Raw genomic sequence first — 25,517 nt, 5'->3', positions numbered from 1 at the left:
ACAGTATAGGTGGTTTTACTCAGGAGCCCTTGGGGTATCAGCGGGTACTAGCTAGCGATTACTTGCCAGCGTTGACCATTTCTTCGAACTTGTCGCGGACCTGGGGTACGTCCATACCGACGATGACCTGCAAGGCCTTGCCCTTGTTGACCAGGCCCAGTGCGCCTGAAGACTTGAAGTCAGCTTCGGTAGCGACCAGTGAGGGGTCATCTACTGAGACGCGCAGGCGGGTGGCGCAGTTGTTCACATCGGTGATGTTGGCGGGGCCGCCGAGCAGAGCCAGGAAGTCGGTTGCGCGCTGGGTGTAGGGGTCTGATGCTACTGCGGTTGCAGTACCAGCAGCTGCACCTGCGGCAGCGGCACCTTCAGCACCGAGGGTGCCGTTCTTCTTGGCTTCCTTGTAGTCAGCCTTGGTGTAGAGCTTGGTTTCGTCACCGTCTACTTCGCGACCGGGGGTATTGAAGTCGAACTTGAGGATCAGGAAGCGGAAGACGACGAAGTAGATCAGGGTGAAGCACAGACCGATACCGATCTGGGTGAGAACCATACCTGAGTGGTTGGGCCACATGGGGATCCAGTTCTGGAAGAGGAAGTCAATCAGACCGCCGCCCATGTTACCGACAACGCCGAAGGCGTACATGGTAGCTGACATGGTTGCGGCCAGGACTGCGTGTACTGCGAACAGCGGGGGTGCCAGGAAGAGGAAAGTGAATTCGAGGGGCTCGGTGATACCGATCAGGATTGCGCTGAGGCAGACGGGGATCAGCAGAGCCAGGGTTTCCTTGCGCTTTTCGGGGCGAGCAGTGGTGTAGAAGGCTGCTGCGATACCGAGGGGGCCGAAGACCTTGGAGTTACCGTGCAGGGCGAAGCCGCCACCGGGGAAGAGTTCCTTGACGGGGGTGGTTGATGCTGCGAAGGTTTCGAGGTTAGCAACCCAGTACTTGGTGATGCCGTCCGGAACAACGGCGGGGCCGAAGACGAAGGGGGTGTAGATGAAGTGGTGTAGGCCGGTGGGGATCAGGATGCGCTCAAGGAAGGTGTAGAGCCATACGCCGAAGACGCCGGATGAGATGAAGAAGCCCTGCAGGGAGCCAATGCCGGTCTGGATGGTGGGCCAGATAGCGACGAAGGCGAGCGCGATAGGCATCATCAGGAAGAAGCCCAGGCCGTAGACGAACTGGGTGCCCTGGAAGATACCGAGGAAGTCGGGCAGCTTGGTGTTGAAGTAGCGGTTGTGCAGCCATACAACGATAGCGGAGATGATGATGGCACCGAAGATGCCGGTGTCGAGGGTCTTGATACCCGCGATCAGCTTCAGACCGGTACCTGCTGCACCTTCAGAAAGATCAACGCTGTAGTCTACACCGAACTTGTCGCCCCAGATGCTGAGGATAGAAGCAACGAAGTAGTTGAAGGTCAGGTAAATCATGCCGGCTTCGAGTACGGCGCGGGCCTGGGCGGTCTTAGCCAGAGCGATGGGAAGACCCAGAACAAAGAGGAGTTCCATCTGGTTGAAGACGGTCCATGCGCCTGATTCCCAAACGGACCAGAAGTTGTACCAGCCGGTACCTTCTGCGGCGATGCTGCCCAGAAGCTGCTCGTTCTTGCAGATAATGGCGATACCCACTGCAAGACCGGCGAATGCAAAGATGAGGACGGGGGCCAGCATGGCCGAGCCGAACCTCTGAATCTTCTCCATCATCGGATAAGAACCTTTCGTGTATAGGTGGGGCTCGCCGTCTGCTTGCTGCGTTGGTGTGTGCGGAGCGCCACCCGTGTGATTACTAGGCCTATCTAACCATTCTTTGGGGGCCCGCGAGAGTGATTTGGGGTACTTTGGCATTAATGCCGTGAACCGGCACGTTTTTCGGGAGCGGGTAAAAGTGCCGGGGCTCGGGAGCCGGGTTTGTTGGGGGCAGACAGGCTCGGCGCACCTAGGATGGGTAGCCGTAGGTTTCCCTTCTTCACCCGCGAAAGTGACGCTTGTCCTCGATGAAACTATTAACTCTGAACACCCATAGCTGGCTTGAGGTGCACCAGATTCCCAAAATTTTTGAGTTGGCTCAGTTTATTGTGCGGGAGCAGGTTGATGTGGTTGCTCTACAGGAGGTCAACCAGTTTGTGAAGTCCCCCGCGGTAGATGCCCCGCTGGGCTTTGCCGGGGGTGCTGACCGCCCCGTCCGCCAGGATAACTATGCTCTGTTGCTGAACCAGTTTTTGGAGCAGCTGGGTTCCCCCTACCACTGGGCCTGGTCGGTGTCTCATCTGGGATTTGACCGCTATGACGAGGGTGTCGCTCTTTTGACCCGGCAGCCCTTTGAGCGCTGTGAGCTAGTTGATCTTTCGCCGGCGTATACGGATCAGGACGTCGCCCGGCGGGTTGCTGTGGCGGTTCAGCTGGGTGAGGAGTTCGGTGGCGCCTGGGTTGCGAGCGCCCATATGAGTTGGTGGAAACTCGGTGAGGTAGCCCTCTTTGCTGATGAGTTCACCCAGCTAGAGGGGCAGATGAAGCAGCTAGCTAACGGTGCTCCCGTGATTCTTGCCGGCGATTTTAATAATGCGGCTCAGGTGCAGGGTGAAGGTTATGATCTGATGCAGGAGCGGGGCTGGATTGATACCTACACGGTAGCTGAGCAGGTGACCGGCGAGTTTACCGTTCACAAGGCCATCCATGGCTGGGATAATCTCACCCAAGCCCTGCGTATCGACCTTGTGCTGACCGACCGGCCCACGCGCGTCCGCACCCACGAGGTCGTCTTCCCCGACACCGACGAAACCGCAATTTCAGACCATTCCGGTCTGCTACTGACCCTCGATATCTAGCCAAACCGCAAAGGAGCACATCATGACAGTCGAAACCCAGTGGTGGCAAGAACCCGTTGTCTACCAGATTTACCCGCGGTCCTTCAACGATTCCAACGGCGACGGCATCGGCGACCTTCCCGGTATCACCGAGAAAATCCCCTACCTGGCCAAGCTCGGGGTGGACGTCATCTGGCTCTCCCCCATCTACAAGTCCCCCAACGACGACAACGGCTACGACATCAGCGACTACCGGGACATCATGGACGAGTTCGGCACCATGGCAGACTTTGATGAGCTCCTTGAGACCGCTCACGCAGCCGGCATCAAGATCATGATGGACCTGGTCGTCAACCACACCTCCGACGAACACGACTGGTTCGTGCAGGCCAAGAGCAGCAGGGAGAACCCCTACCGCAACTATTACATCTGGAAGGACCCGGCAGGCTTTACCGAGGACGGCACCCCGATTCCGCCCAATAACTGGGTCGCGGCTTTCTCCCCCTCCGTCTGGGAATGGGAGCCTACCACCGAGCAGTTCTACCTGCACCTCTTTTCGACCAAGCAGCCCGACCTCAACTGGGAAAACCCTGTCGTGCGCAACGAGGTCTACGACCTCATGCGCTTCTGGCTCGATAAGGGCGTCGATGGCTTCCGCATGGACGTCATCAACCTGATCTCTAAAGACCCGGCCTACCCCGATGACCCCCAGGTTGCAGCCGGGGGCGGCACAGACTCCATCACCATGGCAGCTAACGGCCCCCGCGTACACGAGTACCTGGCAGAGATGAACCGTGAGGTGCTCTCCCACTACCCCGTCATTACCGTGGGTGAGGCCCCTGGCGTCACCACCGCCGACGGCCTGCTCTACACCGGCTTTGACCGCGGCGAACTGCAAACCCTCTTCCAGTTCGAGCACATGGGCGTGGACGCCAACCCCAACCCCGCCCTGGGCAAGTGGAACGATGAACGCTTTGACCTGCGCGACCTCAAGCGGATCCTCACCAAGTGGCAGGTGGACCTAGCCGGTAAGGGGTGGAACGCCAACTACTGGAACAACCACGACCAGCCCCGCGCTGTCTCCCGCTTCGGCAACGATTCGCCCGAGTACCGGGTTCTCTCCGCCAAGATGCTGGGCACCGTGCTGCACGGCATGGCAGGTACCCCCTACATCTACCAGGGCGAAGAGCTGGGTATGACCAATGTCTTCTTCACCGACCTGGCCGACTACAACGACCTGGAAATCCACGACCACTACGCCAAGCTGGTTGGCTCCGGTGTGGTCGATCACGACACCATGCTGCGCTATATCTCAGCCTCCGGCCGCGATAATGCCCGCACCCCCATGCAGTGGACGGCCGGTGAGCAGGCTGGCTTCACCAGCGGCACCCCCTGGCTGAAGCTCAACCCCCGCTACACTGAAATCAACGCCGAGGCAGCCCTTGCCGATGAAAACTCGGTCTTCTACCACTACCGCGACCTCATCAGCCTGCGCCATGCCCACCCCATCATGGTCAACGGTGTCTACGAGCTAATTGATTCAGCAGAAGTACCCGCCACCGAAGACGGCCAGGTCTACGCCTACCTGCGCCAGGGCACCGGCCCCACCAACGGCCAAACCCTGCTGGTCATCGCCAACTTTACTCAGGACGTCCTGACCCGCACCTTCACCGAACCGGCTGGCGAGCGCACTCTGATCAGCAGCAACTACACCGACGACCAGGGCGCAACCCTGCGCCCCTACGAAGCAAAGATTTACCTCTACGAAAGGGACTAAACCATGGCAGATAATTCAGGAAAGACCTGGTGGAAGGAAGCGGTCGTCTACCAGATTTGGCCGCGCAGCTTCAACGACTCCAACGGCGACGGTATCGGCGATATCCCCGGCATCACCGCCCGCCTGCCCTACCTGGCAGACCTGGGAATTAACGTCATCTGGCTTTCCCCCGTCTTCGCCTCCCCCAACGACGACATGGGCTACGACATCTCCGACTACCGGGCTATTATGCCCGAGTTCGGCACCATGGACGACTTCGATACCATGCTCGAAACCGCCCACTCCCTCGGTATCAAGATCCTGATGGACCTGGTGGTCAACCACTCCTCCGACGAGCACGAGTGGTTCGAAAAGTCCCGTGCCTCCCGCGATAACGACTACCGCGACTACTACATCTGGCGGGATTCTTCGGGCGTCGATGAGGACGGCAAGCCCCTACCCCCCAACAACTGGGGCAGCGAATTCGGCGGCCCGGCCTGGGAATACGATGAAACCACCGACCAGTGGTACCTACACATGTTCTCCCGCAAGCAGCCCGACCTCAACTGGGAAAACCCCAAGGTCCGCCAGGAAATCTTTGACCTGGTCACCTTCTGGCTCGATAAGGGCGTCGACGGCTTCCGCCTGGACGCTATCAACATCATCTCCAAGCCCGAGGGCCTGCCCGATGACCCCAGCGTCGACCCCGAAAAGCACTCCTCGTCTATTCCGTTCGTGATTGAAAACGGCACCAAGGTGCACGAGTGGATGCACGAGCTCAACATGGAAACCTTCGACAAGTACGACTGCATGACCGTGGGCGAGATGAGCGCCACCGGCCCCGATGAAGCCGTCCAGTTCTCCGGTTTCACCACCGACGAGCTGCACATGATCTTCCACTTTGAGCACATGGGCCTGGACTCTGACCCCGAGACCGGCATGGGCAAGTGGTCCCGCAAGCCGGTTGAGCTGACCGAGATGAAGCAGATTCTCAACACCTGGCAGACCGAGCTGGACGGCAAGGCATGGGGTTCGCTCTACTGGAACAACCACGATCAGCCCCGCGTCATCTCCCGCTTTGGTAACGATTCACCCGAGTACCGGGAGCTCTCCGGCAAGATGCTGGCCACCGTGCTGCACGGTATGCAGGGCACCCCCTACATCTATCAGGGTGAAGAGTTCGGCATGACCAACGTGCAGTTCGACTCGATCGAGGACTATAAGGACCTCGACTCCATCAACTTCTACACCGACATGGTCACCGAGCACGACCGCATGAGCGCAGACGAGGCCATGGCCCTGATTTACGCCAAGGGCCGTGACAACGCCCGCACCCCCGTGCAGTGGAGCGCGGACGCCGGCGCCGGCTTTACGAGCGGCACCCCCTGGATTGGGCTGAATGAGAACTACGCCGAGATCAACGCGGCTGAGGCTGTGAACCGTGAGGATTCCCTGTGGCGCTACTACCAGCAGCTGGTAGCCCTGCGCCGGGGCGAGCTCAAAGATCTGCTGGTCTACGCCTCCTTTGTACCCTTGGACCCCGAAGATTCTGAGGTCTACGCTTATGAGCGCCACGGGGAGGGCGAGAAGCTGCTGGTCGTCGCTAACTTTACCGACGGCGTCCTGACCCGCTCCTACCAGGTGCTGGAGGGTGCGGACGCCCAGGTGGTGCTGGCTAACTACGCGGACGCCGCCGAGCAGGCTGCTGGGGCTGAGCTGACCCTGCGCCCCTACGAGGCCCGAATCTACCGTATCGCCGCCTAACACTAGGTACCATCTAAATCGGAAAAACCCACGAACCAGGTGGGTTTTTCTGATTTAGATGGTCTTTTCTGTTTCAAGGACTTCCAGGCCCCCGTTGCCCCCGAGCACGAAAACCTGGTCATGCACGCCGAACTCATTACCGAACACGGCTTCAACCTGCGCGTATCAGATGGCGCTGCCCTCTCAGAAGCCCCGGCGCAGGCCACCACCAACATGGAAGCTTCCCTCATCGGCCCCACCGAGGACGTCGAAACCGCCCGCCCCTGGTTCGACAAGCTCTCCGACGGCGCCACCAACGTCCAGCCCCTCACAGCCGCCCCCTGGGGCGCCACCTTTGGTTCCCTCACCGACAAATACGGCATCGCCTGGATGTTCAACTTCGGCGGCTAAACACAACCGCACGAGCAGAACAGCCCCCCCCCCGCTCACTTCCCTACTAGGGGAAGGGACGGGGGCTAATTTATTATTTCAATAATCAACTCTACTTTTCCCCTTAGCAAGCATTCCACTATGCTAAATTATCAAGGTACGGTCTGACCAGGAGACACCTAACATCAGGCTACATAATCCAGGCATAGCACCGATACGGTCATTTAATTTCCACACAACCCCAGCTTCCAACAAATTAAAATTTTGGATTCCACAATGAATGCCGAGAATAGTAAAATCAACAAAAAAATTCAGAAAAAATTTACACCAAATGACATTTTTGATTTCATTTTGTTTTTTCTACTTATCGCCCCTATCATTTACGGGATCCTATTCATCACTCTCTCAAGTCCAATAAATAAACACTGGAACACGACCATGGAATGCACAATCAAAGATTCTGGAATCCTCAAGTCTGGTTCAAAGTCTTACAGCAGTAGCGAAGATGTTATTTTCTTCACAGAGGAATGTGGAGATCAGCCTTTCGAATATGCAGGTACTCAAAAGATGAGCAATGAAGATTTTGCTGCCAAGGTAAATGAACTGGTAGGGCAGAAAGTAAAAATCAAGGTTGGCAACTGGCAACTTTTCATGAGCCTCCAAAGAGTTTACTATATCGAAGGAGCAACTCCTGAGTAATACAGAATTCCAACTCACTTACCCAAGAATTTCTGCACTTTCGGAAAAATGCTTATCAGAACACCTCTAACAAGGGCACCAAACAGTGCACCGGTAGCTACAATATTCACTAAGTTCATTTGCGCGACGCCAAAATTTCTTTCCGTATTGGTTCCGAGGATAAACATAGAGTACTCTGCCAGTACTGCCAATAACAAAAATGCTGTCATCTTACGGAAAATTTGAAGAATTACAGCAACAAGAAAAGCAACGCCTAAATAAATCATCAACGCATTAAATTGATTAGTTGAATTTAAAATACCAAAAATTCCAAATGGCTGAAACGGGATCGACACCAGAAAAGTAAAAATTAAACCATCTGAAACTTTTAATGTAGGTTCACTCTTTTTGTCCATTTCATCTGAATTTGAATATTTAGTCAACAATTTTCCCCTATTCTAGCCTAGCAAACTGATAACTTACCTATATATCTGCTGTTGCTACTCGTACCCTAACCCACCTAAATATCATTAATAAAAAGTTTACAGCTATACAAAGCTACACCCATTCCATGCAGAGGGAACCCTAGACTACATAATACTTTATATCTGATGCCTTACAGTATTTTTTGAAAATTTTAAGTCTCCAGAGCAAATCAATACGGCATCGCCCTGATGTTCGACTTCGATAGCTAAAGCACAGCCGCACCCACACAGCAGCCCCCGCCCACTCCCTCATAAGGAGGAAAGGACGGGGGCTGTTCAGGTATACGAGGCCCGTAAGCGGCAGCCACGCTAAGTCGGTCATACCGCTCGCAGGCTCGCGGAATAACAAAAATTTTATTTTCCCCTGTTGGGGAAAATTTTTGTTATTCCCACTCAATCGTTCCCGGAGGCTTTGACGTCACGTCCAGAACCACTCGGTTCACCTCAGCAACCTCATTCGTAATCCGGTTAGAAATCTTCGCCAACAGGTCATAAGGCAGGCGTGACCAGTCAGCAGTCATCGCGTCCTCAGATGAGACCGGGCGCAGCACAATCGGGTGACCGTAAGTACGACCATCACCCTGCACACCAACGGAGCGGACGTCCGCCAGCAGCACCACGGGGCACTGCCAGATTTCCTCGTCCATGCCCGCGGCAGTCAGTTCCTCGCGCACAATCAGGTCAGCAGCACGCAGGATATCCAGGTTATGCTTTGTGACCTCACCAATCACGCGAATACCCAGGCCGGGGCCGGGGAAAGGCTGACGGGCAACAATCTTCTCGGGAACACCCAGCTCACGGCCAATGGCGCGAACCTCGTCCTTGAAGAGGGTACGTAGGGGCTCAACCAGCTCAAACTGCAGGTCGTCGGGCAGGCCACCCACATTGTGGTGGGACTTGATGTTCGCAGCGCCCTCGCCACCGCCAGATTCAACAACATCGGGGTAGAGGGTGCCCTGCACCAGGAACTTGATGTCAGTGCCTTCAGCACCGGCCTCTTCAATCAGCTTGCGCTGGGCAGCTTCGAAGGAGCGGATGAACTCGCGGCCAATCGCCTTACGCTTAGCTTCGGGCTCGGTGATACCGGCCAGGGCGCCCAAGAAGCGCTCTGACTCGTCGATGGTCACAACCTTGATACCCATGGTTGAAGCGTAATCCTGCTCAACCTGTTCACGTTCGCCCTCGCGCAGCAGACCGTGGTCGATGAAGAAGCAGGTGAGCTGATCACCCACAGCCTTGTGGACCAGGGCTGCGGCAACAGATGAGTCAACGCCGCCGGACAGGGCGCAGATGACCTGGTCATCGCCAACCTGCTCGCGAATCTTAGCGACCTGCTCTTCGATAATGTTGCCGGTTGACCAGGTCTTCTTCAGACCCGCTACGTTGAAGAGGAAGTTCTCCAGGGCAACCTGGCCGTAGTCGGAGTGCTTAACCTCGGGGTGCCACTGCACGCCACCGAACTTGCGCTTCTCATCGACGAAGGCTGCAACGGCTGCGCCGGGGGTCTGGGCCAGCACCTCGAAACCTGCGGGGGCTTCAGAGACAGAATCGCCGTGGCTCATCCAGACGTTCTGGGTCTTGGGGGTACCGGTCAGGAAGGAAGAGTTCTCTGCACAGACCACGGCGTCGGTTGCGCCGTATTCGCGCAGGCCGGTCTTAGCGACGGTACCGCCGAGGGTCTGGGCCATGACCTGGAAGCCGTAGCAGATACCGAAAACGGGTACGCCCGCTTCAAACATGGCGATGTCGCCCTTGGGGGCGCCGTCCTCGTATACGGATGAGGGGCCACCAGACAGAATAATTGCAGCCGGGTTCTTGGCGAGCATCTTCTCGGTGGGCATGGTGTGAGGAACCAGCTCCGAGTAGACACCGGCCTCACGCACGCGGCGCGCGATGAGCTGCGCGTACTGGGCGCCGTAGTCAACGACCAGTACGGGGCGCTCTTCGAGCTCCTCGATGGGGTTGTGGGTAGTCACAGGTATATACCTTTTCGGTTGGGGTTGAAGGGTAATCCTTGGGTTCTATTCTAGTGCAGGGAAGCGCTAGACCTAGTAACGTTTGGTGGCCTGCGGGTTGGCTGCCAGTAGGGCCAGGGTTTCTGCGTAGATGCGGCGTTCCACGATGAAGGAGAGGAAGGGAACCACACCGCCCAGGGCCATGACAATCATCTGGGGCAGAGCCCAGCGCATAAGCAGCCAGAGGCGGAAGCAGGAGAGGAGGTAGACGACATAGAACCAGCCGTGAATAATCAGGATCCATGTGGAGATGTTCAGGCCCCCGTGCAGGTTGCCGGTCTCGAGGTTGAGCCAGCCCAGGGCCACGGTTTCACCGGTTTGGGCATCTACGCCACCGGCCACCAGGTCGTAGCCGAAGATGTAACGGCTGATCATTTCGGCAACCAATAGCAGCAAGAAGGTGCCTGAAATCCAGGCGCACCACTTGTAGAAGGTCAGGGCCCCGCGAATCTGTGACTCGGTTCCGCCGAATTTCTTGCGAACGGTAAAACCGCCTGCGGCATTGGTTTCGGTGGCTCCCTCAGCGAGGGTTACTTTCTTGCCATCGGTACGGTGGACGGGGCGCGGAGTGGGGTTCTCGCTCACAGCTGGTTTCTCCCTTAGCTGGTATGGGTGGTCTGTTCGGTGGTGGGCGGACGCCGGTGGGCCAGCTAGCCCCTACCGGGCAGGTGGGGCGGGGGCGTCCTGAATATCATCAAAGTAGTAGTAAGCCTGATCTGCCGGGTCCCAGTAGTAGGGGCGGCCGGTTTCTTCATCGACCCAGTACTGCCCCTCGTATTCGAAGTAGAGGGTGGGGTCTGTGGTCTTTTCGACCGAGTCTTTGAGCAGGCGGTACCAGAGGTAGAGGGCGAAGCCCGCAAAGACCAGCCATTCAAGGGCGTAGAAGATGTTGAGCCAGTCAACGGTTTCGTCGGTGACCTGCTCAGCGCGGATAGGCTGGAGGACGCCGCTGCTATCGAGCAGGGTTGCGGTAGCAGCGATGGTGCCCTGGTCGGTGAGCGGAGTGGCCCCGCTGCTTTCAGAGTCAAGGGTCAAGATGCCGTTGAAGAGGGCAGCGTTCCAGACGTTGGTCAGGTAAGAGGAGTTGGCGGAGGCAAGCACTCGGCCTTTCCCTCGGTTCTCTTCGCTGACGTCCTTGCTGGTGAGCGGAGCGTCGTTACCCACAACCCGCCCGGCGATGGTCACGGTGCCGGTGGGCTCAGCGGGAATCTCCGCGCTGGGGGTCCAGGCGCGGGCCACGACGATACCGCGGGGCCCCTCCCCCAGGCTGGTGCTTACCTGCTGACTATCGTCAGGAACGAAGAGGCTGACCAGCCAGTAGCCCTCGGCACCGTCCTTCAGCTTGTTTTCCACCAGGTAGGTGGATCCCGGCACATAGCTGCCGGTTGCCTCAACCACGGTGTCGACTTCAGACATGTTCAGTGCGTCATGGGCCTGGAGTACCCGACTATAGGGGCGCACCTGGTCCTTAGCCGGGTCTGCGGTGACCTGCCCCAGGGTAGAGGCGTTAATCTGCCACTTGCTGAGCATGACGAAACCACTAGCCAGCGCTAGCACCAGGAGCAGTCCGAGGAGCCAGCGGGGGGTCAAAGCGGTTTTTAGCACGTTTGCTCTTTTCGGCTTGAGACGGGAGGACGAAAGCAGGTCAGCCCCGTGCGCCTAGAAAAGCTAGGGGCACGGGGCTGGGGCCATCATCTACTTGACGTAGGGGGTGACGTTGACGTCGATACGCTGGAAGGACTTGAGGTCGGTGTAGCCGCAGGTCGCCAGAGCACGCTTGAGAGCGCCAACCAGGTTGGCGCTGCCGTCGGTGTAGGCAGATGGGCCGTACAGTACCTCTTCGAGCGAGCCAACAGTGCCCTGGTAGGTGCGGATACCGCGGGGGAAATCGGCCGAGTGGGCCTCGTTGCCCCAGTACCAGCCAGCACCGGGAGCTTCGGCAGCTCGGGCCAGGGGGGCACCAATCATGACGGCGTCCGCGCCCATAGCCAGAGCCTTGACCATATCGCCGGAGCGGCCCAGGGAGCCGTCCGCAATCACGTGCACGTAGCGGCCGCCTGATTCATCCAGGTAGTCAGAACGAGCAGCAGCGACATCGGAAATTGCGGTGGCCATGGCAGCCTGAATGCCCAAGCCGCGGCGGGTGGTCAGGGCAGCCCCGCCACCAAAACCGACCAGCACACCGGCAGCGCCTGTGCGCATCAGGTGCATCGCCGGGGTATAGCCGGTGACGCCACCGACCATCACAGGCACGTCCAGCTCGTAGATGAACTTCTTGAGGTCCAGGGGTTCATGGCGGGAGGAGACGTGCTGGGCAGATACTGCTGCACCGCGAATAACAAAGAGGTCAACGCCAGCCTTGACCACGGTCTGGTAGAACTCCTGGGTGTTCTGGGGGGTCAGTGAGCCTGCGACAATGACACCCGAGTCACGGATCTCTGCCAGGCGGGCAGTAATCAGCTCTGCCTTGATGGGCTCAGCGTAGATTTCCTGCATACGGCGGGTAGCGGCAGGAGCGTCGTCTGCGGGGAGAGCATTGATTTCCTCAAAGAGGGGCTGGGGGTCCTCGTAGCGGGTCCACAGGCCCTCAAGGTTGAGGACGCCGAGCCCACCGAGCTTGCCCAGGGCAATGGCGGTAGCCGGTGACATCACAGAGTCCATGGGGGCACCGATGATGGGGGTGTCGAACTTGAACGCGTCAATCTGCCAGCTAAGGTTCACGTCATGGGCATCGCGGGTACGGCGGGTGGGTACCAGGGCGATTTCATCGAGTGAGTAGGTGCGGCGGGCGCGCTTGGACATACCAATCTGGATGTCGGTCATGGATCTTCCTTTCACCGGTGGTAGGCCGGTTGATGCAAACGAGCGTGGTAACGTTCGGAAGCCCCGGCCCCTCACCGCAGGGGCGAGAGAACCGGGGCTGGCCGCTACAGTTTAGCGACGGTAGTTGGGGGCCTCGACAGTCATGGTGATGTCGTGGGGGTGTGATTCCTTCAGACCTGCTGAGGTAATGCGCACGAACTGGCCCTTGTTCTTGAGTTCTTCAATGGTGTGGGCACCGACGTAGAACATGGTCTGACGCAGGCCACCTTCCAGCTGATGCAGTACGGAGGACAGGGGGCCGCGGTAGGGAACCTGGCCCTCGATGCCCTCGGGAATCAGCTTCTCTTCGGAGGATACATCGGCCTGGAAGTAGCGGTCCTTAGAGAAGGACTTCTTGCCGCCGCGGGACTGCATAGCACCCAGGGAGCCCATGCCGCGGTAGGCCTTGAACTGCTTACCGTTGACGAAAATAAGGTCGCCGGGTGATTCAGCGGTACCTGCCAGCAGGGAGCCCAGCATCACCGAATCCGCACCCGCCACCAGGGCCTTGCCGATTTCACCGGAGTGCTGCATACCGCCGTCCGCAATCAGGGGAACACCGGCGGGGATAGCAGCCTTAGCTGACTCATTGATAGCGGTAATCTGGGGCACGCCAACACCGGCGATAATGCGGGTGGTGCAGATGGAACCGGGGCCAACGCCGACCTTGACCGCGTCGGCACCGGCGTCGATGATAGCCTGGGCGCCAGCGCGGGTAGCAGCCTGGCCACCCACCACATCAACGTGGGCTGCGGCAGGATCCTTCTTCAGGCGGGCAATCATATCGAGCACGCCCTGGGAGTGGCCGTTAGCGGTATCAACAAAGAGGGCGTCAACGCCTGCCTCAACCAGGGTCATGGCACGCTCGTAGCCGTCGCCGAAGAAGCCGATAGCCGCACCAACGCGCAGGCGGCCGTCCTCGTCCTTGGTGGCGCGGGGGTACTGCTCGCTCTTGGTGAAGTCCTTGACGGTAATCAGGCCGGTGAGCTTGCCGTCCTTGTCGATCAGGGGAAGCTTCTCAATCTTGTTTTCTGCCAGCAGGGCGAAGGCTTCGTCCTTGCTCATGCCCTCGTGGCCGGTAATGAGCGGCATCTTGGTCATGATGTCGCGCACGCGGGTGGTCTCAAAGGTGGACTCGGGCAGGTAGCGGGTGTCGCGGTTGGTGATAATGCCGACCAGTACGTTGTTCTCGTCCACAACGGGAAGGCCCGAAACCTTGTAGTGGCCGCACAGGGCATCGAGCTCGGCGATGGTGGCGTCGGGGCCAACGGTCACGGGGTTGGTAATCATGCCCGATTCGCTGCGCTTGACGCGGTCGACGTGGTCGGCCTGGTCAGCGATGGAAAGGTTACGGTGAATCACGCCCATACCGCCCAGGCGAGCCATGGCAATAGCCAAGGCAGACTCGGTCACGGTGTCCATCGCTGCCGAGATAATCGGTGAGGCAATGGAGATGCGCTTGGTCAGGCGGGTGGTGGTGTCTGCATCTGACGGGATGACGTCGGTGTTGCCGGGAAGGAGCAGCACGTCATCATAGGTGAGGCCGGTGAAGCCGAAGGGGTCTTCGCTCAGTGCAGTGGGAGTAGTCATGAAGGGTTCGCTACCTTTCGAGGGTATTCAGGTGGGCGCTTAGCGACACTGGTTTTAATCTTAGTCGGGTTAGCCCCGATGTGCGAGTGTAGGGCCCGGGCAGCTAACTGCCGCTTGCTCACATCAGGGGTTCCGTCCCTGTTCGTACTGGGTGAAACCCCTCCCCCGCCGTTTCTATTCCACGACCTCGTAGGGGGCGCTTCCGGCCGGCACAAGTTGAGTATGTGCCTGTGAACTAGCATCGGCTTTGCCCAGGGCTTCGAGCACGCGCGGGTCGAAGTAGGGGCTCAGGGTTTCGATATAGGTTGCGGTGATGTGGTCGTAGTCGAAGTAGGTGTAAACGTTACCGATGGACGCCGGGCAGGCGTTCTCGGGGCAAATCAGGTCAGAGAGGTTGAGGGCAGCAAAACCCGGGTAGGTTTCTTCGAGGGAGCTGAGGGGGTTGGCGGTGACGTCCTGGCCGGGGCTCATGACGCAGTCGTCCGCCGTGCCGAAGGCGTCCATGCAGTCCTTGTGCATGGTTTCCATGCGCGGAGTGTCACGCAGGCCCAGCACCTGGATGCCTGCGCCGGTAAGTTCCGCGATACGGCTTTCAGCATCGAGCAGCGGGGTGTCGGGCAGGTTGGGTTCTGATTTGGTGCCGTGGAGCAGGACGGTATCTGGGCCTAGGTCCTGGATGAAGGCAGCACTGTCGCTTGCCCAGGAATCACATTCAAAGCCGCTGGCGTAGGCGGTGTTGTCGGTTTCACCGAGGAAGCAGCCGGGGCGGGTCAGGGCGATGACCGTCCAGCCCTGGGATTGGGCGAGCGGACGCATGGCCGTCATCCACATTTGCATGTGGGAGTTACCCCAGGCCACGATGGTTCGGCTGGGCTGGGGTGAGTAGGCGACGTAGGTGCAATCCCCGGCAAGAGAATCGGGAACGGCCAGCTCGGGGGTCACATCGGTGCAGGCTGTGCCCAGGTCAGCCCAATCCGCATCGAGCACGGCACGGATGGGGATGACGGGGGCGTCTTCTTCCCCTGTGTATTCGTAGTCGGGCTGGAGCACTGCTGCCCCCACGTTATTGAGGGTGCGGTTAGCTTCTGCCTGCTCAGCCTGCCGGTAGATGGAGGACTGCCAGGCGTAGGAGGGAGCAAGAGCAAGACCCACGCACACCGCACCAGTGACCAGACCCGCAAACACAGACCGGTTGGGTAGCGCCCAGTCTCGCAGGGGCTTTTCGACCAGCTGGGTTAGAGCCCAGGCCAGCACACCCGACAGAAGAAGCAGGCCAAGCCCAGCCCAGAAACCCGCCTTTTCCTGGCGGGTCTGCGCCAGGTAAAAGACGAGAATCGGCCAGTGCACCAAATAGAGGGCATAGGAAAAACCGCCCAGGGCCAGCAGGGGCTTAGCCGTCAGCAGTTTCTCGGGTCCGAAGCGGGTGCCGGTGTCTCCCGCAATAATGACGAGCGAAGCTGCCAGGGTGGGCCACAAGGCTACGTAGCCGGGGAAGGTTCCGTTAACGTCCAGTACGAAACCGCAGGCAACGATAGCGGCAATACCTGCCCACCCCAGAACCGCGCGTACAAGCGGGGGGAATTTAAGGACAGGCAACCAGAGAGCTACAAGAGAGCCCAGCGCAAATTCCCAGAGGCGGGCCTCGGTTTCAAAGTAGGCGGCCTGCTGGTTGGTTGCGGTGACCTCAATTGAGTGGGTCAGCGACACCGCAAAAAGGGTAGCAAAGGCACCGCTTAAAGCCCAGCGGGCAGAGCCCCTCATACGCTTCCCCAGCACCAGGGCAAGTATCACCATCAGCAGGGGCCACAGCACATACATCTGCCCCTGGACCGACAGGGACCAAAAATGCCGGAAGGGTGAGGCCAGCGAGGTGTCGGTAGCGTAGTAGTCCACCGCGTTCTCGATCGACCAGTTGTTGTGCTGGTACAGAATCACGGCCTTTGCCTCATCGGCAATCGCCAGCCAACGCTCTGCCGGGATAAAGAAGTAGGTGCCCAAGAGGGTCAGAACAACGGTAATAGAAGCCAGGGGCAGGAGGCGTTTAAAGACATGAACCCAATAGGCCACCAGAGTCTTTAGGCCGAACCAGGTGCCGGGCCCTACCAGCTTGCCCTGCTCAATCTTGCGAGCAAAAGAGCCGGTCAACAAAAACGCTGAAATCAACAGGAAGACATCGACACCGCCCGATACACGACCAAACCAGAAGTGGTAGGCGGCAACCAGCAGGAGGGCGAGCGCACGCAGCCCCTGAATCTCGGGGCGCCAGGCGCGTTCTGCTGAACGAGTGACGGTTGCGATGGTGCCGGTGGCTGGCTTGGTCTCGCTTGCTGGGCGGGGCACTGCGGTCTACCTCCTTTGCTGGCAATCATCTGGTGCCAGAAAGTCAGTTATTGAAAGGTAACTGGCAGGAAGACACCGAGTTAAAAATGTTACTCCCGGCGACTGAAAATTTGCTTTAAAAAGCAAACCCCTGCCCCTACGGTGTTAGTCACGGTAGGGGCAGGGGTTGTTCTGCCTCAAGTGGCCCGGTAAGGCCTTGAGTGCGGGGGCGGGGCCTTTACTTGGCCTCGTCCTCGTCCTTCTCTTCGGGCTTTTCAACAACCAGGGTCTCGGTGGTCAGCACCAGGGCAGCGATGGAGGCCGCGTTTTCCAGGGCTGAACGGGTGACCTTGACGGGGTCGATGACGCCGCGGGCAATCAGGTCCTCGTACTCACCGGTGGCGGCGTTGAAGCCGTGACCGATGGGCATGTCGGCAACGCGGGAGGTGACCACGTAGCCGTCCTCGCCGGCGTTCTCCGCGATCCAGCGCAGGGGCTGAACCAGGGCGCGGCGGACGATGTCTACACCCACCTGGGCATCGCGGGATTCGAGCTCAACGCCGTCCAGGGCTGCCAGGGCGTGAACCAGGGCGGTACCGCCACCTGCGACGATGCCCTCTTCGAGTGCTGCGCGGGTGGAGGACACGGCGTCCTCGATGCGGTGCTTGCGTTCCTTGGCCTCAACCTCGGTAGCTGCACCCACCTTGATGACACCCACGCCACCGGCCAGCTTGGCCAGGCGTTCCTTGAGCTTTTCGCGGTCCCACTCGGAGTCCACGCGCTCAATTTCGGCGCGGAGCTGGTCAACGCGCTCAGCAACAGCCTCAGAAGTACCGCCACCATCAACGATGGTGGTGTTGTTCTTGGTGACGGTCACGCGGCGGGCTGAACCAAGCTGGTCCAGGGTGACGGCATCCAGGGAAATACCCAGTTCACCGGTAATAACGGTACCGCCGGTCAGGATAGCCAGGTCCTGGAAGATTGCCTTACGGCGGTCACCAAAACCGGGTGCCTTCAGGGCAACGACATCGAGGTTGCCGCGCAGCTTGTTAACAACCAGGGTGGAGAGGGCTTCGCCATCCACGTCTTCAGCGATGATGGTCAGGGGCTTCTTAGCCTGAACAATCTTCTCAAGCACGGGCATAATCTCAGCCACGGTTGAAATCTTGCCCTGGTAGAGCAGAATCGCGGTGTTCTCTAGAACAGCCTCGGCGCGCTCGGGGTCGGTGACGAAGGAGGGTGAGAGGTAGCCCTTATCGAACTGCATACCCTCGGTCACTTCGAGCTCAATCTCGGTAGTGGAGCCGTCCTCGATGGTGATAACGCCGTCCTGGCCTACCTTGCTGAAAGCCTCAGAGAGCAGCTCACCAATCTGGGGTGACTGGGCAGAAATAGCTGCCACGTGAGCAACCTCTTCGCCGGTTACCTCGCGCGCATTAGCCAGCAGGCGCTCTGACACCAGCTTGGTAGCGGTCTCGATGCCGCGCTTGACCTCACCGGGGGCAGCGCCCGAGGTGACGTTACGCAGGCCCTCAGAAACCAGAGCCTGGGCCAGGACGGTTGCGGTGGTGGTACCGTCGCCAGCAACATCGTTAGTCTTGGTAGCTACTTCCTTAGCAAGCTGGGCACCCAGGTTTTCGTAGGGGTTTTCCAGTTCAATCTCGCGGGCAATAGATACACCGTCGTTGGTAATGATGGGTGCGCCCCACTGCTTATCAAGCACCACATTACGGCCGCGGGGGCCCAGGGTCACCTTGACAGCGTTAGCAAGCTTATCAACGCCTGCCTGCAGGTGCTTGCGCGCATCATCATTGAATTCAAGCTGTTTTGCCATGAATCCTTACTTCTTTCTCGTGTTTCGTGTTGTATTCGGTAGAAACAGCGAAAACTTAGGAAACGACAGCCAGTACGTCGCGGGCTGACAGGATCAGGTACTCAGCGCCACCGTACTTAACTTCGGTGCCACCGTACTTGGAGAAGATGACAACGTCGCCCTCAGCTACGTCAACGGGAATACGGTTGCCCTTGTCGTCGATGCGGCCGGGGCCAACAGCGATAACCTTAGCCTCCTGGGGCTTTTCCTTGGCGGTATCGGGGATGACCAGGCCGGATGCGGTGGTCTGCTCTGCTTCGACGATCTGAACAACAATGCGGTCTTCGAGGGGCTTGATAGCCATGGTGAGGTACTCCTTTGAGTGGGTTCTCAGCGTAAAACTTACGGGGTGACCATGACGCGCTAAGAAAGCCAAGTCGGTATCGTCGCGGTGCTACCGACTGCCTTTTAGCACTGTCAGCGGTCAAGTGCTAACTAAAACTTTATTCCCCTCACCCCCTACGGGCAAGATAAGGCGCCGGTTTCGCAGACAGCGCACCACCAGCATCACCACTGATGTGCAATAAAATACAGGTTGAAAGCCCCAAACCCGGCAGAAAGGCTAAACATGCTCAAACTCATCTTCTGGCCGGTACTCGTCCCCTCCTTCCTCTTCGCCGCCGGCTTCGGGGCTGTCGTTCCCGTCCAAATCATTGCAGCTATTAGGCTAGGAGCCTCACCCGAACTCGCCTCCCTGCTGGTAGCCGCCGCGGGCGTCCTCGCCCTCATCTGCACCGTCCCGGTAGGGGCAGGCATCGACCGTGTAGGCGACAAACGAGCCATGACCTGGGCAACCCTCAGCGCCTCTGGAGCCCTCACCCTCTCAGCGCTCTCCCTCGCCCTACCCCTGGCAGGGGCTCTATGGCTCTACTTTTTCGCCCACGTCGCCCGCGTACCGGCCACCGTCGCCTGGGGGCTCGCCCGACAAGCCGTACTAGCAGAAACTGTCGCTGCCCAAGACCGTGGCAAAGCCATGACCGCCCTCGGCGGCGCCCAACGAGCAGGCGCCCTCGCCGGGCCCCTCGCCTCAGCCCTCCTCCTTCTCTGGCTCCCCCTCTGGACAGTCTTCTTCTTCGCCCTCGCCCTCGTCGTCGCAGCCACTCTCTGCCTGCGCATCCGCAAACTCAACCAGCGTTTCGACACCGCCACCAGCACAGCCCGCTCAAACCGCACCGAAGAAGACCTCGCCCTAGCCGTCCGCTGGCCCGCCGTCTGGGTCGCAGGCCTCGGCATCATCACCCTCGCCATGAGCCGAGTAACCCAACCCATCGTCGCCGCCCTCTGGGGCCTGCACCTGGGGTGGAGCGACTCCCAGATCGCCCTAGCCATTGCCCTGGGATCAGCCCTCGAAATGGTCCTCATGGTCCCCGGAGGCTACCTCAAAGACCGAGTAGGACGCTCCGCCGTCCTCGCCCTCTGCCTCAGCATCTTCGGCGCAGGCTTCATCCTCGTGCCCCTACTGCCCACCAGCGCCGGCTTCATCGCGGGTCTTGCCCTCATGGCCATCGGCAACGGCTTCGGCGCCGGCATCAACATGACCATCGGCGCCGACCTCTCCCCCAACGTCGGACGCGCCAAATTCCTCTCCATCTGGTCCATGTTCTCCCAGGTCGCCATCGTCGCAGGGCCCCTGGCGGTCTCTGGCATCATGCTGATCTCTTCACTCCCGGTGGCCTTTACCGTCATCGGCTCTAGCGCCCTGGGCGGAGCTGTCTGGGCGCTCGCGACCCAGCCCATCACAAAGCTGCCTACGGGGAGAAAAGGCACGTAAGAGGGGCGGGGGAGACCCGCTTGCGCCGACTGACCCTCTCGGGCTCGCCCTGGAGGGCTCGCCCGATTCACGCCAGACCCAGCCAGTCGGCTTTCAGCGGGTCAACCCCTGCCCTCTCCCGCTCGCTCGATTCACGCCAGCCCCGAGCCAGCGGGCGTATGGCGCTTCCCCCTGCCCCTCCGGCTCGCTCGATTCACGCCAGACCCAGCCAGTCGGCTTTCAGCGGGTCTTCCCCCGCCTCACCCTTTAAACTAGGTGCATGACTTCTTTCCCCCGCGCCGGCGCCCACCCTTTCTCAGCTGACCAGCTAGCAACCCTTGACCAGCTCATCCCCTACAACCCCGCTGACTCCCTGCAGGCGGTCTCCAAGCTCCGGGCTCAAGGTATCAGCGCCGAGGACTCATCAGCCCTGCTGACCCAGGCCCGTCTCCGCACGCTGGGGGCTACCAAGTTCGGGGAAGAAGCCTCGCACATGCTTTTCACCGAGGCCGGCTATGAGCAGGCAACCCGCGCCGCCGTCGCCGACCACCACGCCGCCCGCTTCGTCGAGGCCGGACTCACCTCAGTTGCTGATTTAGGCTGTGGCCTGGGGGCAGACTCCCTCGCCTTTGCCCGCGCAGGGTTAGCGGTGACGTCCGTTGAGCTCGACCCCGCCACGGCATCCCTGACCGCCCACAATCTCTCCCCCTACCCGTCCGCCCAGGTGCTCGTGGGCGATGTAGAACAGGTCGATCTCGAAAAACTCACCACCGTGAGCGGCGAGCGCGTCGCCGCCCTCTGGCTAGACCCAGCCCGCCGAGAGATTGAAGGCGGCTCTACCACCTCCCGCCTTTTTGACCCCGAAGCTTTCTCCCCGCCCTTTTCCTTCCTGCAGAAACTGGCGGCAACCGGAATTCCTATGGGGGTCAAGCTAGGCCCGGGACTGCCCCACGAGGCCATTCCAAGCGGAGTGGAGGCCGAGTGGGTCAGTCACGGCGGGTCCGTGGTTGAGGTGGTACTCTGGTTCAATGCCCTAGCCCGCCCCGGGATTGCCCGGTCAGCTACAGTTCTAGGGGCGGACGCCACCACCCGGCAGGTGCTGGGTGAGATCAGTTCACCGCTTGCAGCGTCAGCTGATGAAGAGCCGGTTGAGATCACTGAGCTGGGTGCTTACCTGATTGAGCCTGACGGTGCGGTAGTGCGCTCCCACCTGGTGGCAGATTTTGCCCGAGCGATCGGGGCTACCCTGCTTGATGAGAATATCGCCTACCTGACCTCAGACTCCCCCGCCCCTAGCCCGCTGGGCCGGGCCTACCGCGTCCTGGGTACAATGCCCCTCAACGAGAAAAAGTTGCGCCGCTGGGTCAAAGAGCAGGGTATTACCGCCCTGACCGTCAAAAAGCGGGGAGTCGATGTGGTTCCTGAAAAGCTCCGGGCAACCCTGCTCGCCGGGGTGAAAAAGAAAAAGGGAACTGCCACGAAAGAAGCCGTTCTCATCCTGACCCGGTTGGGCGAGGGAGCAGCCTCCCAGCGTATGGCCATCTGGGCTGAGCCAGCCTAGTTTATTACGTCTATCTCGCCAGGAACGTCATAGAGTGAGCCGGATTCTTCTGCGCTAGCCCCTGCCCCTAAGATAGAACCAGCACCGCACCGAGACCCTGGAGCCAGCGCATGATTTTTCACCCCTCAGACCAGTCCACGATTGGAGTGGAATGGGAGGTCGCCCTCATCGACCCCGAAACCCGCGAACTGGCATCCCGCGCAGACGAAGTGCTAGCACTACTGCAAGAACAGCACCCGCAGGTTCTTGAAGCAGCCCCGGACCGGGCCCATATCACCGGCGAATTTTTGAATAACACCGTTGAACTTGTCACCGGCATCTGCCGAACCCCGGCGGAGGCCGCCGACCAGCTCACCCAGGCCACCGGCGTCCTGAAAGACATCACCGACCAGCTGGGCCTAGCCTTCTTCTCTGCCGGCACCCACCCCTTCTCCCGGGCCCTGGACCAAAAAGTCGTTGATAAGGATCGCTACCTGCGGGTGCTCGACCGCTCCCAGTTCTGGGGCCGCCGCCAAATCATCTACGGGGTACACGTACACACCGGGGTTGATTCTCGCGATAAAGCCCTGCCGGTGCTCAACGGGCTCACCAACTTCTACCCCCACCTTCTGGCTCTCTCGGCGTCCTCCCCCTTCTGGGAAGGGGAAGATACCGGGTTCGCCTCCCAGCGGGCCCAGATTTTCCAGCAGCTACCCACCTCTGGCCTGCCCTTCACCTTCGAACGCTGGGAAGACTACGAGGACTACCTCAACGACCTGGTGGTCACCGGCGTCATTGACGACCCCAGCGAGAACCGGTGGGACGTCCGCCCCGTACCCAAATACGGCACGGTAGAAATGCGGGCCTACGACGGGCTGGCCTCTATTCGTGATATCACGGCTCTGACCGCTTTTACCCAGTGCCTGGTGGAGTGGTTCTCCCGCCAGCTCGATGCAGGTAAGCGCATTGAGCCCCTCAAGCCCTGGCACGTACAGGAAAACAAATGGCGGGCTGCCCGCTACGGTACCGAAGCCATCGTCATTCTCGATAACCAGAACACCGAACGCCTGGTCACCGAAGATACACTGGGGTTACTGAACAAGCTGGAAGGCATCGCCACTGACCTAGGCTGCGCCGCTGAGCTGGCTGACGTGGAGCGTATCTGCCTGACAGGGGCGGGCTACCAGCGCCAGCGCCGCGTCGCAGCTGAACACGGGGGTGACCTCAAAGCAGTGGTGGATGACCTCACTGCCCAGGCCATCGAGGGGCTGTAAGTCTCTCTCCAGCCCCTCGCGCGCATCTGTGCGCTTGTCTGCCCCCCGTTTAGAGCGAAATCTTAGTGACGGGTAGGGACGAGTCTGCCGTGAAGTCGATACCCGACGGCGCCCGTCCCTCAGACACCAGACGGGCACCCAGGGCCGCCACCATGGCCCCGTTATCGGTGCACAGACTCAGCTGGGGAATTACCAGCTTGATACCGTGCTCGGCACAGCGCTGGGCGGTGAGCTCACGCAGGCGGGAGTTCGCGGCCACGCCCCCACCCAACAACAGGGTGGTGATGCCGCGTTCGGTGCAGGCCAGCATAGCTTTCTTGGTAATCACATCGACCACAGCCTCCTGGAAAGAAGCTGCGATATCAGCAACCGGCACTTCTTCTCCCCGGGCCTCAATGCCCTCAACGACGCGGGCAACAGCGGTCTTTAGACCAGAGAAAGAAAAGTCGTAGCGGTGGGGGCCGGGCTCCTCAGCGGTGCCCATAAACTTGCGGGTTGACAGGCCGCGGGGGAAGGCGAAAGCCGCCCCGTTGCCGTCCTTAGCAACCCGGTCAATTACCGGCCCACCCGGGTAGGGCAGACCTAGCAGCCGGGCCACCTTGTCGTAGGCTTCGCCGGCGGCATCGTCCAGGGTGGCGCCCAGCAACTCAACATCCCCAGTAATATCGCGCACGGCCAGGATTTCGGTGTGCCCACCGGAGACCAGCAGGGCGCCAATTCCCTCGCTCGGCAGGCCGTCCAGAAAATCAGCGGTGTGCCCCTCAATCCCGCAATCATCGAGCAGGCCCACGCCCACGTGGGCAACCAGGTGGTTGATGCCGTAGAGGGGCTTGCCGGTGGCGGTAGCCAGGGCCTTGGCCGCAGAGACCCCCACCATGAGGGCACCGGCCAGGCCGGGGCCAGCGGTCACGGCAATAGCGTCCAGATCGTCCAGGCTGACCTGGGCTTCGTCCAGGGCTGCTTGAAGGGCCGGGACCATGGCGTCTAGATGGGCGCGGGAGGCAATTTCAGGGATGACCCCGCCAAAGCGCACGTGCTCGTTCATGGAGGACGAGACGGTGTTGGTTAGCAGGGTTGAGCCCCGCACAATACCGATACCGGTTTCGTCGCAGGAGGACTCAATACCCAGCACCAGGGGTTCGGTTTTAGCGGTCATGGCTGGTTTCTCCTTGCTAGGCGGTCTGTTGGGTGAGGTCGCGGCGCATGATGAGGGCGTCGACCCCGTCGTTGTAGTAGCGGCGGCGCACATGGATCTGCCGATAGCCGTTTTTCATGTAGAGATCCTGGGCCCGGGGGTTGTCGGCGCGTACCTCCAGCAGTATCTGTTCAGCGCCGCGGGCAGCTGCCTCGCGGGCGAGAAAATCGAGCAGGGCCCGCCCGTAGCCGTGCCCCTCGTAGGCTGGGGCAACAGCGATGGTTTGCACGTCGGCGGTGTCGGCTACGCTCATGAGCCCGGCATAGCCGATAACCTGCGGACCGGTTTCTGTAGGGATTTCCAGGACGACATATCCCCGGGTTTCGTGGGTGATTTCGGCAAGGAACATCTCCAGGGGCCAGGCATCGGCCGGGAAGAGGTCAAGTTCTAGGGTATGGACGGCTGGGACATCGTGCAGGGTCATTTCCCTGGCTTGGGCTCCGTCGGCCAGACCCGTGGGGAGGTCAGTCAGTAGCATTAGACACTGGCCTTCTTGCGGGCGGCGGGCACCTTGGCATCGGATTCGCGCAGGTAGAGGGCGCTGGTGTCGGTGCTCAGCTGGGCCAGGCCCAGGCGGGCAGCGGCTGCCAGCAGGGCGGCGGCGTCCGGCTGGACGTGTTCAAAGCCTGCCTGGGCGTCCAGAGCCTCCGGGTAAAGGGAGGTACCAAAACCGTAGGCTGGCAGGTCGGGTGCCTCGCTGGCCGGGCCGACGGTGGGGCCGTTCTCCAGCTGGTAGCCGCTCTCGGTCAGTTCATAGACAGCCGAGTATATTTCCTTGCGGCGGGCATCTGAGGCGACAAGAAAACGTGTATGACCGGATGCCCGCGCGGTACCTTCCGCACGTTCTGCGAGGGCGGTAAGACTCATGATTCCGTAGAGGGGCTTGTTCCAGGCAAAGGCCAGGGAACGGGCGGTGACGATGCCGGCGCGTAGGCCGGTAAAGGGGCCGGGGCCGGTACCGGTTATCACAGCGTCAACATCTTGGCCCGTTACTCCAGCTTCAGCCAATACCTCGGTGACGAAGGGAGCCATCACTTCGGCGTGAGAGCGGGTGTCTTCGGTTGACCGTGAAGCGAGCAGAGTTAGGGTCTGCCCGTCCAGGCGTCCCAGGGCGACAGAAGCAATAGCGGATGAATCAAGAGCAAGAATAAGCACCCCACCAGTCTAGCGTGTTTAGGCTCGGAGACTATGTGATAGGTATTTCCTGAAGCACCGCGGGCTCGCAGCGAAGCTGCTGGCTCGGCG

At 59.9% G+C, this 25,517-nt stretch carries 21 protein-coding genes; 8 read left to right on the top strand and 13 right to left on the bottom strand.

Annotated elements, in window-relative coordinates; all coding sequences use genetic code 11:
* Nucleotides 1-58: 58 nt before the first annotated feature.
* Nucleotides 59-1,702, bottom strand: coding sequence for an alpha-glucoside-specific PTS transporter subunit IIBC (locus L6963_RS00580; protein WP_237206237.1), 1,644 nt, complete (start codon nucleotides 1,700-1,702; stop codon nucleotides 59-61).
* A 290-nt stretch (nucleotides 1,703-1,992) separates the two neighbouring features.
* On the opposite strand from L6963_RS00580, the gene L6963_RS00575 reads away from it, so the two are divergent.
* From L6963_RS00575 to L6963_RS00555, 5 genes are all read left to right on the top strand, one after another.
* A complete protein-coding gene (locus L6963_RS00575) occupies nucleotides 1,993-2,823 on the top strand; it encodes an endonuclease/exonuclease/phosphatase family protein (protein ID WP_237206236.1) in 831 nt (276 codons plus the stop codon).
* A gap of 22 nt (nucleotides 2,824-2,845) precedes the next feature.
* Complete coding sequence (locus L6963_RS00570) at nucleotides 2,846-4,579, top strand: alpha-glucosidase (protein ID WP_237206235.1); 1,734 nt, start codon at nucleotides 2,846-2,848, stop codon at nucleotides 4,577-4,579.
* A 3-nt stretch (nucleotides 4,580-4,582) separates the two neighbouring features.
* Entirely contained in the window at nucleotides 4,583-6,322 is a 1,740-nt protein-coding gene (locus L6963_RS00565) for a glycoside hydrolase family 13 protein (protein ID WP_237206234.1), read from the top strand.
* A gap of 39 nt (nucleotides 6,323-6,361) precedes the next feature.
* Nucleotides 6,362-6,712, top strand: a complete 351-nt coding sequence (locus L6963_RS00560; protein WP_237206233.1) for a VOC family protein — start codon at nucleotides 6,362-6,364, stop codon at nucleotides 6,710-6,712.
* A gap of 243 nt (nucleotides 6,713-6,955) precedes the next feature.
* Nucleotides 6,956-7,390, top strand: a complete 435-nt coding sequence (locus L6963_RS00555) for a hypothetical protein (RefSeq protein WP_237206232.1) — start codon at nucleotides 6,956-6,958, stop codon at nucleotides 7,388-7,390.
* 14 nt (nucleotides 7,391-7,404) lie between these two features.
* On the opposite strand, the gene L6963_RS00550 is transcribed toward L6963_RS00555, so the two are convergent.
* The 9 genes from L6963_RS00550 to groES form a co-directional block, all read right to left on the bottom strand.
* Complete coding sequence (locus L6963_RS00550; RefSeq protein WP_237206231.1) at nucleotides 7,405-7,812, bottom strand: hypothetical protein; 408 nt, start codon at nucleotides 7,810-7,812, stop codon at nucleotides 7,405-7,407.
* A gap of 425 nt (nucleotides 7,813-8,237) precedes the next feature.
* Entirely contained in the window at nucleotides 8,238-9,830 is a 1,593-nt protein-coding gene (gene guaA / locus L6963_RS00545) for a glutamine-hydrolyzing GMP synthase (protein ID WP_237194664.1), read from the bottom strand.
* 72 nt (nucleotides 9,831-9,902) lie between these two features.
* On the bottom strand, nucleotides 9,903-10,454 hold the full coding sequence (locus L6963_RS00540; RefSeq protein WP_237194665.1) for a DUF3817 domain-containing protein: 552 nt from the start codon (nucleotides 10,452-10,454) through the stop codon (nucleotides 9,903-9,905).
* Between the two features lie 72 nt (nucleotides 10,455-10,526).
* Nucleotides 10,527-11,474, bottom strand: a complete 948-nt coding sequence (locus L6963_RS00535) for an SURF1 family cytochrome oxidase biogenesis protein (RefSeq protein WP_237194667.1) — start codon at nucleotides 11,472-11,474, stop codon at nucleotides 10,527-10,529.
* Between the two features lie 90 nt (nucleotides 11,475-11,564).
* Nucleotides 11,565-12,692, bottom strand: coding sequence for a GuaB3 family IMP dehydrogenase-related protein (locus tag L6963_RS00530; protein WP_237206230.1), 1,128 nt, complete (start codon nucleotides 12,690-12,692; stop codon nucleotides 11,565-11,567).
* A gap of 111 nt (nucleotides 12,693-12,803) precedes the next feature.
* Nucleotides 12,804-14,321, bottom strand: coding sequence for an IMP dehydrogenase (gene guaB, locus L6963_RS00525; protein WP_237194670.1), 1,518 nt, complete (start codon nucleotides 14,319-14,321; stop codon nucleotides 12,804-12,806).
* Nucleotides 14,322-14,495: 174 nt separating this feature from the next.
* A complete protein-coding gene (locus tag L6963_RS00520; RefSeq protein ID WP_237206229.1) occupies nucleotides 14,496-16,661 on the bottom strand; it encodes an acyltransferase family protein in 2,166 nt (721 codons plus the stop codon).
* A 217-nt stretch (nucleotides 16,662-16,878) separates the two neighbouring features.
* On the bottom strand, nucleotides 16,879-18,474 hold the full coding sequence (groL, locus tag L6963_RS00515; protein WP_237194674.1) for a chaperonin GroEL: 1,596 nt from the start codon (nucleotides 18,472-18,474) through the stop codon (nucleotides 16,879-16,881).
* A gap of 55 nt (nucleotides 18,475-18,529) precedes the next feature.
* The gene (gene groES / locus L6963_RS00510; RefSeq protein WP_135013045.1) at nucleotides 18,530-18,817 is read right to left on the bottom strand and encodes a co-chaperone GroES; all 288 of its coding nucleotides are present in this window, start codon (nucleotides 18,815-18,817) and stop codon (nucleotides 18,530-18,532) included.
* A 264-nt stretch (nucleotides 18,818-19,081) separates the two neighbouring features.
* Between groES and L6963_RS00505 the strand changes: the two genes are divergently transcribed.
* The 3 genes from L6963_RS00505 to L6963_RS00495 all read left to right on the top strand — a co-directional run bounded on the left by L6963_RS00505 (nucleotide 19,082) and on the right by L6963_RS00495 (nucleotide 23,077).
* Complete coding sequence (locus tag L6963_RS00505; RefSeq protein ID WP_237194676.1) at nucleotides 19,082-20,284, top strand: MFS transporter; 1,203 nt, start codon at nucleotides 19,082-19,084, stop codon at nucleotides 20,282-20,284.
* Between the two features lie 259 nt (nucleotides 20,285-20,543).
* Complete coding sequence (locus tag L6963_RS00500; protein WP_237206228.1) at nucleotides 20,544-21,824, top strand: class I SAM-dependent methyltransferase; 1,281 nt, start codon at nucleotides 20,544-20,546, stop codon at nucleotides 21,822-21,824.
* A gap of 110 nt (nucleotides 21,825-21,934) precedes the next feature.
* Nucleotides 21,935-23,077: a glutamate--cysteine ligase gene (locus tag L6963_RS00495; protein WP_237206227.1), complete on the top strand. Its 1,143-nt coding sequence runs from the start codon at nucleotides 21,935-21,937 to the stop codon at nucleotides 23,075-23,077.
* Between the two features lie 49 nt (nucleotides 23,078-23,126).
* Here L6963_RS00495 and tsaD read toward each other — a convergent pair whose 3' ends face one another.
* From tsaD to tsaB, 3 genes are read right to left on the bottom strand one after another with little or no spacing between them, the layout of a single operon-like run.
* Nucleotides 23,127-24,233: a tRNA (adenosine(37)-N6)-threonylcarbamoyltransferase complex transferase subunit TsaD gene (gene tsaD, locus L6963_RS00490; RefSeq protein WP_237206226.1), complete on the bottom strand. Its 1,107-nt coding sequence runs from the start codon at nucleotides 24,231-24,233 to the stop codon at nucleotides 23,127-23,129.
* Nucleotides 24,234-24,249: 16 nt separating this feature from the next.
* Complete coding sequence (rimI, locus tag L6963_RS00485) at nucleotides 24,250-24,750, bottom strand: ribosomal protein S18-alanine N-acetyltransferase (protein WP_237206225.1); 501 nt, start codon at nucleotides 24,748-24,750, stop codon at nucleotides 24,250-24,252.
* Nucleotides 24,750-25,427 carry a tRNA (adenosine(37)-N6)-threonylcarbamoyltransferase complex dimerization subunit type 1 TsaB gene (tsaB, locus tag L6963_RS00480; protein WP_237206224.1) on the bottom strand — a complete coding sequence of 226 codons (678 nt, stop codon included), beginning with the start codon at nucleotides 25,425-25,427 and terminating at the stop codon, nucleotides 24,750-24,752. Before tsaB ends, rimI begins: the two co-directional genes overlap by 1 nt.
* Between the last annotated feature and the right edge of the window lie 90 nt (nucleotides 25,428-25,517).

It is taken from the genome of Rothia nasimurium (genome assembly GCF_928392795.1).
Taxonomy (GTDB): domain Bacteria; phylum Actinomycetota; class Actinomycetes; order Actinomycetales; family Micrococcaceae; genus Rothia; species Rothia nasimurium_F.
This window is presented reverse-complemented; position numbering and strand designations above follow the sequence as displayed.